This window comes from Pseudogemmobacter hezensis (assembly GCF_013155295.1).
GTDB classification, from domain to species: domain Bacteria; phylum Pseudomonadota; class Alphaproteobacteria; order Rhodobacterales; family Rhodobacteraceae; genus Pseudogemmobacter; species Pseudogemmobacter hezensis.
Genome location: NZ_JABJXT010000002.1, coordinates 123,933 through 136,841, shown reverse-complemented (window position 1 = coordinate 136,841; position 12,909 = coordinate 123,933). Strand labels below are relative to the sequence as shown.

General features: G+C 63.2%; 12 protein-coding genes. 4 read left to right on the top strand and 8 right to left on the bottom strand.

Features of this window, described 5'->3' with window-relative positions; translation table 11 throughout:
• Positions 1-2: 2 nt before the first annotated feature.
• The 5 genes from phnE to HOY34_RS02630 form a co-directional block, all read right to left on the bottom strand.
• Entirely contained in the window at positions 3-821 is an 819-nt protein-coding gene (gene phnE / locus HOY34_RS02650; RefSeq protein ID WP_253944177.1) for a phosphonate ABC transporter, permease protein PhnE, read from the bottom strand.
• Between the two features lie 150 nt (positions 822-971).
• Positions 972-1,868: a phosphonate ABC transporter substrate-binding protein gene (gene phnD / locus HOY34_RS02645; protein ID WP_172359778.1), complete on the bottom strand. Its 897-nt coding sequence runs from the start codon at positions 1,866-1,868 to the stop codon at positions 972-974.
• Between the two features lie 76 nt (positions 1,869-1,944).
• The gene (gene phnC, locus HOY34_RS02640) at positions 1,945-2,763 is read right to left on the bottom strand and encodes a phosphonate ABC transporter ATP-binding protein (RefSeq protein WP_172359777.1); all 819 of its coding nucleotides are present in this window, start codon (positions 2,761-2,763) and stop codon (positions 1,945-1,947) included.
• A gap of 94 nt (positions 2,764-2,857) precedes the next feature.
• A complete protein-coding gene (locus HOY34_RS02635; RefSeq protein ID WP_172359776.1) occupies positions 2,858-4,270 on the bottom strand; it encodes an FAD-binding oxidoreductase in 1,413 nt (470 codons plus the stop codon).
• A 129-nt stretch (positions 4,271-4,399) separates the two neighbouring features.
• The gene (locus tag HOY34_RS02630) at positions 4,400-6,613 is read right to left on the bottom strand and encodes an NADP-dependent isocitrate dehydrogenase (protein ID WP_172359775.1); all 2,214 of its coding nucleotides are present in this window, start codon (positions 6,611-6,613) and stop codon (positions 4,400-4,402) included.
• 350 nt (positions 6,614-6,963) lie between these two features.
• Here HOY34_RS02630 and HOY34_RS02625 point away from each other — a divergent pair, with 350 nt between their 5' ends.
• The 4 genes from HOY34_RS02625 to HOY34_RS02610 all read left to right on the top strand — a co-directional run bounded on the left by HOY34_RS02625 (position 6,964) and on the right by HOY34_RS02610 (position 9,569).
• Positions 6,964-7,665: a fumarylacetoacetate hydrolase family protein gene (locus tag HOY34_RS02625; RefSeq protein ID WP_172359774.1), complete on the top strand. Its 702-nt coding sequence runs from the start codon at positions 6,964-6,966 to the stop codon at positions 7,663-7,665.
• 135 nt (positions 7,666-7,800) lie between these two features.
• The gene (locus tag HOY34_RS02620) at positions 7,801-8,628 is read left to right on the top strand and encodes a sulfite exporter TauE/SafE family protein (RefSeq protein ID WP_172359773.1); all 828 of its coding nucleotides are present in this window, start codon (positions 7,801-7,803) and stop codon (positions 8,626-8,628) included.
• Between the two features lie 48 nt (positions 8,629-8,676).
• A complete protein-coding gene (locus HOY34_RS02615) occupies positions 8,677-9,030 on the top strand; it encodes a hypothetical protein (protein ID WP_172359772.1) in 354 nt (117 codons plus the stop codon).
• A 65-nt stretch (positions 9,031-9,095) separates the two neighbouring features.
• Complete coding sequence (locus HOY34_RS02610; RefSeq protein ID WP_253944151.1) at positions 9,096-9,569, top strand: copper chaperone PCu(A)C; 474 nt, start codon at positions 9,096-9,098, stop codon at positions 9,567-9,569.
• A 111-nt stretch (positions 9,570-9,680) separates the two neighbouring features.
• Here the strand turns inward: HOY34_RS02610 and lpdA are convergent, their stop codons facing one another.
• The 3 genes from lpdA to odhB all read right to left on the bottom strand — a co-directional run bounded on the left by lpdA (position 9,681) and on the right by odhB (position 12,908).
• Positions 9,681-11,069, bottom strand: a complete 1,389-nt coding sequence (gene lpdA, locus HOY34_RS02605) for a dihydrolipoyl dehydrogenase (protein ID WP_172359771.1) — start codon at positions 11,067-11,069, stop codon at positions 9,681-9,683.
• Positions 11,070-11,148: 79 nt separating this feature from the next.
• Positions 11,149-11,547, bottom strand: a complete 399-nt coding sequence (locus HOY34_RS02600) for an MAPEG family protein (protein ID WP_172359770.1) — start codon at positions 11,545-11,547, stop codon at positions 11,149-11,151.
• A 137-nt stretch (positions 11,548-11,684) separates the two neighbouring features.
• Complete coding sequence (gene odhB, locus HOY34_RS02595; RefSeq protein WP_253944150.1) at positions 11,685-12,908, bottom strand: 2-oxoglutarate dehydrogenase complex dihydrolipoyllysine-residue succinyltransferase; 1,224 nt, start codon at positions 12,906-12,908, stop codon at positions 11,685-11,687.
• Between the last annotated feature and the right edge of the window lies 1 nt (position 12,909).

Genomic DNA, 12,909 nt, shown 5'->3' with positions numbered 1-12,909 from the left:
GCTCAGGCCCTCGCCTTGCGGTCGCCTTTGACAAGGCGGGTGCGGAAATGGTCGGTGACCTGGTCGATCACGATGATGGTTAGGAACAACAAGAGGAAGATCGCCACCACCTGATCGTATTTCCCTGCCCCCCATTGCATGGCGAGTTTCAGGTCATAGCCGATGCCGCCAGAGCCGACGAAGCCAAGGATGGCGCTGGCGCGGACGTTGATCTCAAAGCGCAGCATCAGGTAGGAAAGCCAGTTCGGCGCGACCTGGGGGATCACGCCCAGCCACATCCGTTGCAGCCAGCTGGCGCCGACCGAGGTCAGGCCCTCGACAGGCTTTACGTCAGCGTTTTCAGCGACTTCTGAGAAGAGTTTGCCGAGTGCCCCGGCGGTATGCAGGCTGATGGCGATCATCGCGGGCACCGGGCCACCGCCAAGGATGAAGATCAGCATCAGCGCGATCACGATTTCCGGGATCGAGCGCGTCAGATCCATCATGCGGCGGAAGAGGGGCGTCAGGCGGGGCCAGCGGGCAAGGCCGCGCGTCGCCAGCAGGGCCAGCAGTGCCGCCGTAAAGCCGCCGATCAGGGTCGAGACGGCGGCGATGTTCACCGTCTCCATCAGCGACGGCAGGAACTGCAGGAAGAGGCCGGGGATATTGGTGCGTTTTTCCCAGGCCTCAGAGATTACCTCGGAGGGGAAGGCGAAGATCTGCGGCAGGCCGTTCAGGAAGCCGCCCGCATTGCGGCTTTGGGCCAGCTGGAACCCTGCCACCATCAGCGCGATGAAAAGCGCCAGGATGATGCCGCTGTAAAGACGGCGGCGGCGCACCATCTCCAGATAGGCCTCGGATGTGGTGATCGTGCTGCCGCCTTCGGGCTTGCGATCCGGGCCGGGCCCGTAAGCGATATCAACCATGATGTCCCCGCATAAAAAGAGACCGGGCCTTCGCAAGAGGAAGGCCCGGCTTTGGGTCAGACAGGATTATTGATTGTCTTGCAGTTTGCGGGCCTCGACGATGCCGATATAGGCCTCATGGGTGACCGGAACGAAGTCCAGCGCCTCGCCAGCGGCGACGCCATAAGCGCATTCCTTGTTGGTTTCATGCAGGTCGGCGGTCAGTTTGATAACCTTGTCTTTCACGTCCTGCGGCAGGGCTTTGCGGATCACCATCGGGCCTTCGGGGATCAGGGCCGAGCGCCAGATTTCCTGGATGTCGTTCATATTCACGAGGCCCGCGTCAGCTGCCTTGCGGAAGGCGCCCGAGTTATAGCCGTCTTCCCAGTTGCCCAGGCCGTCAGCCCAGGCGACAGCGGCGTCGAAATCGCCATTCGCCACGCCGACGATGGATTGCTCATGGCCGCCCGAGAAGCGCACTTCCGAGAAATACTGATCCAGCGGGCCGTATTTGCCGGCCATTTCAGCGCCGGGAACCAGGTAGCCCGAGGTCGAATTCGGCTCGGCAAAGGCGAATTTCTTGCCTTTGGCGTCTTCGATCGACTTGATGCCAGAGTCGGTGCGCGCAAATGCGATCGAGTAATAGCCGGTCGAGCCGTCCATGTTTTGCTTGGTCAGAACGGCCTCAACCGATTCCGGGTCGGTCATATAGGCTTTCGCATAGCCCGAGGCACCCATCCAGGCGAGGTCGATGGTGCCGCCCAGCAGGCCCTGGATCACGCCGTCATAGTCAGCCGGGGTGAAGACCTTGACCGGAACGCCGAGGGCTTCCTCGATGGCGGCGCGGTAGCACTCATTCGAGGTCATTCGGTCCTGGGCGTTTTCACCGCCAAGGATGCCGAGGTTGAACTGTTTGATCTCTTGCGCATGTGCCATGCCCGAGAGGGCGGTGGTGACAGCCAAAGCGAGTGCGAGGGTTTTCATGGTTTTCTCCATGGAGGGGGAAGGTGGAAAGGGGTAAGAAAAACCCCGTAACGCGGGCGCGTCCGGGGCTGTTGCGTCACGACATCAAAGTGTCGGCATAGCTGCGGTCGGCGGTTGCATCAGCCGGGATCGCGGTCGAGGTTGCGGCCTCGTTGAAGGTCTCATCCGCGCCATAGATGTCACGCGCCACGCCGGTTGACAGCTGATCTGGCGTGCCGTCGAACACCACGCGGCCATCGCGCATGCCGATCACCCGGTCGCAATAGCGCCGCGCGGTGTCCAGCGTGTGGAGATTGGCGATGACCATGCGGCCATCCTCGACATTGATCGCCTTCAGCGTGTCCATCACGACCTGGGCGTTCATCGGGTCCAAAGATGCAATCGGCTCATCGGCGAGGATGATTTTTGGGTCCTGCATCAGGGCGCGCGCAATGGCGACACGCTGCTGCTGGCCGCCCGACAGCGCCTCGGCGCGTTTGGGGGCCTGTTCCTGGATGCCAAGGCGGTCAAGGATCGCCAGCGCCTTCAGGATGTCGTCTTTCGACCAGATGTTGAACAGCGTCTGCAAAGAGCTGCGGCGGTTCAGAATGCCATGCAGCACGTTCGAGGCCACATCCATCCGGGGCACCAGGTTGAACTGCTGAAAGATCATCGCGCATTGGCTTTGCCAGGCGCGGGCCTCGCGGCCTTTCAGCGCCAGCACATTGCGGCCCTCGACGCGGATCTCGCCCGAGCTGGCATCCAGCAGGCGGTTCATCATCCGCAGGAAGGTGGATTTCCCGGCCCCCGAGCGCCCGATGATCCCGACAAAGCCGGGGCCGTCGATGGTAAAGCTGACATTGTCCACGGCAGCTTTCTGGCCAAATATCCGGGTTACGGATTTCACTTCCAGCATGAGGGTCCGCCTTTGATTGCCTTGGGCGGACCTAATCTGCGGTTGTGACACCGGGTTCTCAGCGATGTGAAACTTGCGTAACGCTGCGGCCCGGTCAGCCCCTGGCGGGGATCACCTTGCCGGGGTTCATCCGGCCCTCGGGGTCCAGCGCGGCCTTCACCGCACGCATCACATCCAGCGCCACCGGATCCTTGCGCCTGCGCATCGAGGGCAGTTTCGACAGCCCGATCCCGTGCTCGGCTGAGAAAGATCCGCCCAGTTCCGCGACCATATCCTCAACGCAGTTCATCACCGGATCTTCCAGCCCCTCACGGGTTGGGTAGACCGAGAAATGCAGGTTGCCATCGCCCAGATGGCCGACGGTGATCGTCGTGGCCGCGGGATCAATCGCTGCCAGCCGCGCGCCGATCCCGGTCAGGAAGGTGTCAACGCGGTCAATCGGCAGGCAGATATCGGTGTCGACAAAGGGATGGATGCCGTGACAGATCTCGGCGGCAGCCTCGCGCCGGGCCCAGATCGCCATGCGCTGTGCCTCAGACTGTGCGATCACGGCGTCGTCGATCAGACCTTCTTCCAGCATCGTGCCCAGAACGGTTTCCAGCTTTGCCACCAGCGGCACCTGGCCATCCGGGCCGGGATTTGCCTCATCCGCCGAGGTGGTCGCCGCCTCGATCAAAAGCGTTACCGGCGGGATCGTCGCAAAGGGCTGGCCCAGATCGGGGCGTACCTTTGACAGCCTGTGCGAGTAATCTTCGGGCATCAGCTCAAACGCCTCGACCCGGCCGCCCGTGGCCTCTTGCATGCGGTTCAAAAGGCCAAGCGCTTTGGGCAGGCTGTCTGCGGCCACCACCGCCGTTGCATGGGCACGCGGCGCGGGGACCAGCTTCATCACGGCGGCGGTGATGATGCCCAGCGTCCCCTCGGCGCCGATGAACAGCTGTTTCAGATCATAGCCGGAATTGTCTTTGTGCAGCTCGCTCATCAGGTTGAGGATGCGCCCGTCGGCCAGCACCACCTCAAGCCCGAGGCACAGCCCCCGGGTTGAGCCATAGCGCAGCACATTCGAGCCGCCCGCATTGGTCGAAAGCGCCCCCCCCAGCATCGCCGAGCCGCGCGCCCCGAACCAAAGCGGGAAATAAAGCCCCTCGGCCTCGGCGGCCTCATGGATCTTTTGCAAGATGACGCCAGCTTCGGCGATCACGAGGCGCGCACCGGGGCGCAGCTCGCGGATGCGGTTCATCCGGTCAAGGCTGATTATCAGGCTGGCGGTTGCCATGGTGCCGCCGACAAGCCCGGTATTGCCGCCGATTGGTACCAGGTTCACCCCGGCCCGCGCCGCGATCTGCATGCAGGCTGCCACCTCGGCGGTCGTGCCGGGCCGCACCACCGCCAGCGGGCTGCCGTGATAATGGCCCATCCAGTCGCTGGCATATTTCGCCATATCCGCGCCCGTCAGCACCTGGGGCCCGCCCACGGCCGCCGCCAGTTCCGCCAGCATCTGATCCATCACCCTGTTCCCTGTCTTATTCGTTGCGAAATTTCTGCGCGTCCCGGGGGGCGGAATCAAGGGCCGCACAGGCGCAAAGAAAAACCGCCGGGGCTGGCCCGGCGGTTTTGGGATCAAAATTCAGGCAGTTCAGCCGATGATCGCGTTCAGCGTCGCCGAGGGGCGCATCACGGCGGCGGTTTTCGCCGCATCCCCGCGGTAATAGCCGCCCAGATCGACCGGCTTGCCGCGATCTGCCTGCAGCTCGGCGGTGATTTTGGCCTCACCCTCGATCAGCGCTTTGGCGATAGGGGCAAATTCAGCCGCCAGTTCGGCATCCGAGTTTTGCTTTGCCAGGGCATCGGCCCAGTAAAGCGCGAACCAGAAATGGCTGTCGCGGTTGTCGGGCTGGCCTGCCTTGCGGCCCGGGCTGCGCTCGTGGTCCAGGATGCCCTGGGTTGCCTGATCGACTGCCGCACCAAGGACGCGGGCTTTCTCGTTCCCGGTCGCTTCGGCCAGGAAGCTGAGGCTTTCGCCAAGCGCGCAGAACTCGCCCAGGCTGTCCCAGCGAAGGTGGTTTTCCTCCATCAGCTGCTGCACGTGCTTGGGCGCCGAGCCGCCCGCGCCGGTCTCGAACATGCCGCCGCCCTGCATCAGCTTGACGATCGACAGCATCTTGGCCGAGGTGCCGAGTTCCAGGATCGGGAAAAGGTCGGTCAGATAGTCGCGCAGCACATTGCCGGTGATGGCGATGCTATCCTTGCCCGCGCGGATGGTTTCAAACGAAAGCCGGGTCGCTTCGCGCGGGGCGAGAACCTGGAACTTCGCCTCGACGCCTTTTTCCCTGAGGATCGGGCGCACATAGGCCAGCAGCTCGCGGTCATGGGCGCGGGTCTCATCCAGCCAGAAGATCGCCTGGCAGCCTTCCAGCCGCTGACGGTCGATGGCCAGCTGCACCCAGTCCAGGATCGCCGCCTTGCGGGTCGAGCACAGACGCCAAATGTCGCCTGCCTCAACGTCATGCGAATGCAGCACGTCGCCATTGGCGGCGATCACGCGGACGGTGCCATCCTCGGGGATCTCGAAGGTGGTCGGGTGCGAGCCATATTCCTCGGCCTTTTGCGCCATCAGGCCGACGTTTTGCACCGTGCCTGCGGTCGCCGGATCCAGGGCCCCGGTCTCGATGAAATACTTAACGCTTTCGTCATAGACGGGCGCATAGGATGTGTCAGGGATCACGCAGACGGTGTCTGCCTCTTTCCCGTCCGGGCCCCAGCCCTTGCCGCCTGCGCGAAGCAGTGCGGGCATCGAGGCGTCGATGATCACATCCGAGGGCACATGCAGGTTGGTGATGCCCTTGTCCGAATTCACCATGTAAAGCGGCGGACGCGCCGCCATGGTCGCATCGACATCGGCAAGGATCGCTTCGCCATTCGGCAGCGCTTTGATCTGCGCAAGCAGGCTGCCAAGGCCGCCATTCGCGTCAAGGTCAGCCAGCTCGGGGTGTTTTGCGTAAACCGGCTGCAGCCAGGCCTTGACCACATGGCCAAAGATGATCGGGTCCGAGACCTTCATCATCGTGGCTTTCAGGTGAACCGAGAACAGGATCCCCTCGGCTTTGGTCTTTGCAATCTCATCGGCCAGAAACGCATCCAGCGCTTTGGCCGACATGAAGGTTGCGTCGACAACCGTGCCCTCGGGCAGGTTCACGCCATCTTTCAGCACGGTGACCTTGCCGGATTTGCCCGTCAGCTCAATCTTCACCTTGCCCGCCTGGGCCGCAGTCAGCGTGACCGAGGTCTCATTCGAGAAGAAATCGCCGCCAGCCATCGCCGCCACGCGAGTTTTGCTGTCCGCGGACCATTTGCCCATCGAATGCGGATGCGCTTTGGCGTAATTCTTCACCGCTTTGGCGGCGCGGCGGTCGGAGTTGCCCTCGCGCAGAACCGGGTTCACGGCCGAACCCTTGATCGCGTCATAACGGGCGCGGATCTCTTTTTCCTCAGCCGTGGCGGGCTCTGCCGGGTAATCGGGCAGCGCATAGCCCTGGCCCTGCAGCTCTTTGATCGCCGCCACCAGCTGCGGCACGGATGCCGAGATATTCGGCAGCTTGATCACATTGGCCTTTGGCGTTTTCACCCATTCGCCCAGGCCCGCCAGATCATCAGCCTGCTTTTGCGCCGCCGTCAGACGCTCGGGGAAGGCGGCGATAATGCGGCCCGCCAGCGAGATGTCGCGGGTCGCAACCGAGATCCCCGCCGCTTTGGCAAAGCGCTGAACGATCGGCAGCAGCGAGTAAGAGGCCAGCTCGGGGGCCTCATCCACTTTGGTGTAAACGATTGCGGGCATAGCCTTGTCGGTCATCTGCGCTGATCCTCCGTTAGCGATCTGATGGGCCGCCCGCAAATGGGGCGGTCGCTGCCTCTGCCCGGTCGGGCGCAGCTGGCCAGTGCAACAGGGCACCGCTGGCTGTCTGGTCCGGGGCAATGCAACTCTGTTGCCTCTTCTGGGGGACAGTTGCTGCCGGTGCAACTGTGCAGCTGCGGCAAGCGGCAGAATTATCCGTTTATTGCCATGTTTTCCGTCAGAAAACACCCGCGCTGCATCGCCGTGGCGGCTGGTTGCGGTAACGCCTGTCCCAAAGCGGGGCAGGGCTTGCAGATCCGGGCGGGGGGGCTGAAAACAAAGCAGATTGCCAGGAGCCCGCGCTGCCCATGACCGAAAGTGATTCCCCCCGCTACGTGATTACCCCCCCGCCGCAGGCCGCGCTGCCGGTGCAGGGCAGCGACCGGCTTTTCCCGGTGAACCGCGTCTTTTGTATCGGGCGCAACTATGCGGCCCATGCGGTTGAAATGGGCCATGACCCCGACCGCGAGCCGCCGTTCTTCTTTCTGAAAAGCGCCGATTGCGTCACCGCAGACGGGACTTTCCCCTATCCCCCCGGCAGCCAGGACGTGCAGCATGAGGTCGAGCTGGTGGTCGCCCTGGGCCTTGGCGGGCGCGATATTCCGGTGGAAGCTGCGCTGAGCCATGTCTGGGGCTATGGCATCGGCCTTGATATGACGCGGCGCGACCTGCAGGCCGAGGCCAAAAAGCTGGGCCGCCCCTGGGAGATCGGCAAAAACTTCGCCCATTCGGCGCCTTGCGGCCCGTTAAGCCCGGCCAGCGAGATCGGCCATCCGGCAGCGGGCGCGATCACCCTGGATGTGAACGGCCAGCGCAGGCAAAGCGGCGATCTGAACCAGATGATCTGGAAAATCCCCGAGGTCATCGCCACCCTCTCGCGCTGGTTTCAGCTGCAGCCGGGCGATATCATCATGACGGGCACCCCCGCCGGGGTGGGCGCGGTCAGCCCGGGCGATCTGATCCAGGCCAGGATCGCGGGCTTTGCCGCGCTGGACATCCGCGTGACCTGAGTATTTTCTTCCCCCCGGGCAGGCGAAAGGCGGAATTGCCCGCCTTTCTTTGCAATCGCGCGGGGCCTGGTCTTTTCACCGCCCCGGCGCTGGCTTAGGCAGACCATATGTTTCGAAAGCCGCAGGAGATTGCGCATGTTCCCTGACCTCTCGACCCTGGTGCCGCTGATCCTTGTGCTGCTGGCGGTTGGTGCGCTGGCCGGGATCATCGCCGGGCTTCTGGGCGTGGGTGGCGGCATCGTGCTGGTGCCCGCCTTCTTCTACGTCTTCACCGCGCTTGGCTATGACGGGCCGCATGTGATGCAGGTCTGTCTGGCGACCTCGCTTGCGACCATCATCTTCACCTCGATCCGATCTGTCGCGGCGCATAACAAAAAGGGCGCGGTCGATTGGGAGGTGCTGAAATCCTGGGCCCCTGGCATCGTGATCGGGGCGGTGCTGGGGATGCTGGTTGCCTCGCAGCTGCGCTCGGTGGTGTTGCAGGCGATTTTCGGCGGGCTGGGCATGGTCGTCGGCCTTTACATGGCCTTTGGCAAGCAAAGCTGGCGCATCGCCGATGAAATGCCCAAAGGCCCGGTGCGGGCGGTGTTTTCCTCGGTCGTGGGGTTCCTGTCGGTGCTGATGGGGATCGGTGGCGGCTCTTTCGGGGTGCCGCTGATGACGCTTTACGGCGCGCCGATCCATCGGGCGGTGGCGACGGCCTCGGGCTTTGGGGTGACGATTGCGCTGCCCTCGGTGATCGGCTTTCTGTTCATGCCGCTGGATCCGGCCAGCAGCCCGCCGCTGACGCTGGGCGCGGTAAACCTGCCCGCCTTTGCGGTGGTGATCGGCATCACCATGGTGACCACCAGCTATGGCGTGAAGCTGGCCCATGCGATGGATCCAAAGCCGCTGAAGCGGATTTTCGCGCTGTTTCTGATCATTGTCGCTGCAAATATGCTGCGCAAGGCGCTTGGCTGGTAAGGTATTGGTCGCATTGTCATGCAATGGCGGATCGCCCAAAATAGCGCGATGATGATTCTGCTGCGCAACAGGCTGACACGGCTGATGGTCGCAATGGTGATGGCTTTGTCCATGACCACGGCCGCCTTTGCGCATCGCCTGCCGGGCGGGGATGAGGCCGCACTTGAGGCCTTTGTCCTGGCGGGCGGCAATCTGAATGATCTTTGTGGTGAAGGGCATAATGGCCCTGGCGGCAGTTGCCCGCTATGCCGGATTGCCGATGATCTGGCACTGGTCGATGCACCGGGTCTTGCTGTGCCGATCCGCTATCGGCTGGTTGCGCAGCTTCATCCTATCCCCGACCCGGTTCCGGCCGCCCCCTGGCACAGCCATCCGGTGGCGCGGGGGCCCCCATTCCTCTGAGACGGAATTTTCTGAGCCGGGCTATGTGCCCGACCCTGTCTCAACCTGTTGAATGGACATATAAAATGAAGATGAAACTGCTTGCTTCGGCCTTGGTGGCCGCGATGATTTCTGGCCCGGTCTTTGCCCATGGCTTCAAGGGCGGCGATCTCGAAATTGGTCATCCCTATATCCCGACGCCGCCCGCTGTGGCCAAAACCGCCGGGGGCTATCTGAAAATCACCAATACCGGCACCGAGGCCGACAAGCTGATCGCTGTCGAATCCACGATCGCCGATAAGACCGAGGTTCACACCACCGAGACCGACGCCGAGGGCGTCGCGCGGATGATCCATGTGCCCGAGCTGGTGGTGCCCGCCGGGGAAGCCGTGACTTTTGAGCGCGGCGGCTATCACATCATGTTCATGGGTCTGAAGAGCCCGCTGAATGAGGGCGATCTGGTCCCCGGCACCCTGGTCTTTGAACGCGCCGGGCGGATCGATGTCGAGTTCTCAATCGATGCGCCGAAAGACGGCGAGGCCGACCATAGCGGCCATTAAGACCCGTATCTGAGGCCATATCTGGCCCGCATCAGGGGGATCTGTCAGGATCCCTGAAAACGAAAAAAGGGCGGGTGTCGATCACCCGCCCTTTTGCTTTTATGCGCCGGATCAGGCGTGGATCGCGCCCAGACCGCAGGCGAGGGCGGCTTCGCGCACGGCCTCGGAATAGGTCGGGTGGGCGTGGCAGGTCAGCGCCAGATCCTGAGCCGAGGCCCCGAATTCCATCGCCACGCAGACCTCATGGATCAGATCGCCCGCGCCCGGCCCGATGATATGGCAGCCCAGAATGCGGTCGGTCTCTTTGTCGGCCAGCAGTTTGACGAAACCTTCAGCCTGGAAAACGGCCTTGGCGCGGGCATTGCCCATGAAGGGGAATTTGCCGACCTTATAGGCGCGGCCCTCTTCTTTCAGCTGCTCTTCGGTTTTGCCGACCGAGGCGACCTCGGGGGTGGTGTAGACCACACCGGGGATCACGTCGTAATTCACGTGGCCATGCTTGCCGGCGATCACCTCGGCGACGGCCATGCCCTCATCCTCGGCCTTATGCGCCAGCATCGGGCCCGGAACCGCGTCACCGATGGCATAGATGCCGGGAACATTGGTCTGCCAGTGGCTGTCAACTTTGATCTGGCCGCGCGGCAGCAGCTCTACGCCCAATGCCTCAAGGCCGAGGCCCTCGGTAAAGGGCTTGCGGCCGGTGGCCACCAGCACGACATCGGCCTCGATCTCGCCGGGCGCGTCGTTCTTCTTCAGCTTCCAGGCGACTTTCGCGCCATTCTTGGTGCGTTCGACCACCTGGACGGCGGCCCCCAGCACAAATTCGATGCCTTGCTTCTTCAGGATTTTCTCGAAGTTCTTGGCAACTTCGCCATCCATGCCGGGGGTGATCGCGTCGAGATATTCGACCACGGTGACCTTGGCACCCAGACGCGCATAGACCGAGCCCATTTCCAGCCCGATCACCCCTGCGCCGATCACGACCATGGATTTCGGGATCTTCGGCAGCGCCAGCGCCCCGGTCGAGGTGACGATGATTTCCTCATCAACGGTGATCCCGGGCAGAACCGAGGCGGTCGAGCCGGTGGCGATGATGATATTTTTCGCCTTGTGGATCTCTTCACCGACTTTGACCTGGCCTGCAGCCGGGATTGAGCCCCAGCCTTTCAGCCAGGTGATCTTGTTCTTCTTGAACAGGAATTCGATGCCCTTGGTATTACCGGAAACGACATCATCCTTATAGCGCAGCATCCGTTCCCAATCGACTTTGGGATTGGCGCCCATCAGGCCCATTTTCTCAAAGTTCTCATGCACTTCGTGCAGATGATGGGTGGCGTTCAGCAAGGCCTTGGACGGGATGCAGCCCACATTCAGACAGGTGCCGCCGAGCGTTTCACGCCCTTCGACGCAGGCGGTTTTCAGGCCGAGCTGGGCGGCATGGATCGCGGCCACATAGCCGCCGGGGCCGCCGCCGATCACGATAACGTCGAAATCTGCCATGGGTGGTCTCCTTCTGGTGGCCGTTGGCCGGGGGCTGCCTGCCCCCGGACCCCCGGGGATATTTCTGGACAGATGAAAATCAGGTGGGGGCGAAGAGGGCGACCCCTGTCAGCGTAAGAGTGGCGGCAAAGCCCACCACCCAGATGACCGAACGCCATGGCGCAAGGCCAAGCGCATAGGCCGGGATATAGAGCAGGCGGGCGGCGACATAGATCCAGGCCGCGACAGCGGTCAGGTTTGATGTCTTGCCTGTGATGACGACGATCAGCACCATCGGTGCAAAAAGCGCGAGCCCCTCAAACCCGTTGTTGACCGCCCGGCGCAACCTGCCCAGCAGCGGTGAGGCCTCGGGCGTGTGATCACGCGGACCCGCATTGTAGCGCGGGCCAAATTCACGGGTCATCCGCGCCCCGGCAGCCGCAATAGCAAGCATCTGAACGAGGATCGCGCAGGTCAGGGCGGTAAGCTCGGGGCTCATTTCGGCGACGCTTCACGTAGCGGATGGAGATGTCGGGGGGGCGCTGTCAGCCGGGCCCCGATAGGGGCCCGGATGGTGCGACCGCAGGCAGAGCTGCCTGCGGTCTGTGAAAGCTGAAGCGCGCCGAAAGGCATGGATCAGAGATCCATCAGCAGGCGGCGGGGGTCTTCCAGCGCCTCTTTGACGCGCACGAGGAAGGTCACGGCGCCTTTGCCATCGACGATGCGGTGGTCGTAGGAGAGCGCCAGATACATCATCGGGCGGATCACGATCTGGCCGCCGACCACGACCGGGCGGTCCTGGATCTTATGCATGCCAAGGATCCCCGATTGCGGCGGGTTCAGGATCGGTGAGGACATCAGCGAGCCGTAGACGCCGCCGTTCGAGATGGTGAACGAGCCGCCTGCCATCTCTGCCATGGTCAGCTTGCCGTCGCGAGCGCGCAGGCCCAGTTCTGCGATCTTTTTCTCGATCGCGGCAAAGCCCATCTGATCCGCATCGCGCACCACCGGAACCACCAGCCCCGAAGGCGTGCCAACCGCCACACCCATATGGACGTAGTTTTTATAGACAACATCGGTGCCGTCGATCTCGGCATTCACCTCGGGCACTTCTTTCAGCGCGTGACAGCAGGCCTTTACGAAGAAGGACATGAAGCCGAGTTTGACGCCGTGCTTCTTCTCGAACTGGTCTTTGTATTCGTTGCGCAGCTGCATGATCCCCGACATGTCCACCTCATTATAGGTGGTCAGCATGGCGGCGGTGTTCTGGGCGTCTTTCAGGCGGCGCGCGATGGTCTGGCGCAGGCGGGTCATCTTGACGCGCTCTTCGCGGGCGGCGTCATCGGCGGGCACAGGTGCGCGCGGGATCGCAGCCGGTGCGGGGGCAGGGGCAACTGCGGCGGCTGCGGCACCCGGCGCCCCGGCCACGGCGCGGGCCACGTCTTCCTTCATCACGCGGCCGTCTTTGCCCGAGGCCTGGACCTGATCGCGCGACAGCCCGGCCTCTGCCATGGCTTTCTTCGCAGAAGGGGCATCCTCGACATCTTTGCCGGCAGGTGCGGCGGCAGCCGGGGCGGCAGGGGCCGCAGCTTTGGCGGCGGGCGCTGCGGGGGCGGCCCCGGTGGCGCCTTCGGAGACGATGGCGAGGCGGGCGTTGGCCGCGACGGTTTCGCCTTCCTGGGCGATGATCTCGGCCAGCACGCCTGCGACAGGCGAGGGGACCTCAACCGAAACCTTGTCGGTTTCCAGCTCGCACAGCATTTCGTCCTGCGCGACGGTGTCGCCCACCTTTTTGAACCAGGTGGAAACGGTTGCCTCGGATACCGATTCGCCGAGTGCGGGGACCATAACGTCAGTCATA

Coding starts and splice junctions, on each gene's coding strand:
- phnE (WP_253944177.1), bottom strand. CDS start 821: ATGGTGCGCCGCCGCCGTCTTTACAGCGGCATCATCCTGGCGCTTTTC.
- phnD (WP_172359778.1), bottom strand. CDS start 1,868: ATGAAAACCCTCGCACTCGCTTTGGCTGTCACCACCGCCCTCTCGGGC.
- phnC (WP_172359777.1), bottom strand. CDS start 2,763: ATGCTGGAAGTGAAATCCGTAACCCGGATATTTGGCCAGAAAGCTGCC.
- HOY34_RS02635 (WP_172359776.1), bottom strand. CDS start 4,270: ATGGATCAGATGCTGGCGGAACTGGCGGCGGCCGTGGGCGGGCCCCAG.
- HOY34_RS02630 (WP_172359775.1), bottom strand. CDS start 6,613: ATGACCGACAAGGCTATGCCCGCAATCGTTTACACCAAAGTGGATGAG.
- HOY34_RS02625 (WP_172359774.1), top strand. CDS start 6,964: ATGACCGAAAGTGATTCCCCCCGCTACGTGATTACCCCCCCGCCGCAG.
- HOY34_RS02620 (WP_172359773.1), top strand. CDS start 7,801: ATGTTCCCTGACCTCTCGACCCTGGTGCCGCTGATCCTTGTGCTGCTG.
- HOY34_RS02615 (WP_172359772.1), top strand. CDS start 8,677: ATGATGATTCTGCTGCGCAACAGGCTGACACGGCTGATGGTCGCAATG.
- HOY34_RS02610 (WP_253944151.1), top strand. CDS start 9,096: ATGAAGATGAAACTGCTTGCTTCGGCCTTGGTGGCCGCGATGATTTCT.
- lpdA (WP_172359771.1), bottom strand. CDS start 11,069: ATGGCAGATTTCGACGTTATCGTGATCGGCGGCGGCCCCGGCGGCTAT.
- HOY34_RS02600 (WP_172359770.1), bottom strand. CDS start 11,547: ATGAGCCCCGAGCTTACCGCCCTGACCTGCGCGATCCTCGTTCAGATG.
- odhB (WP_253944150.1), bottom strand. CDS start 12,908: ATGACTGACGTTATGGTCCCCGCACTCGGCGAATCGGTATCCGAGGCA.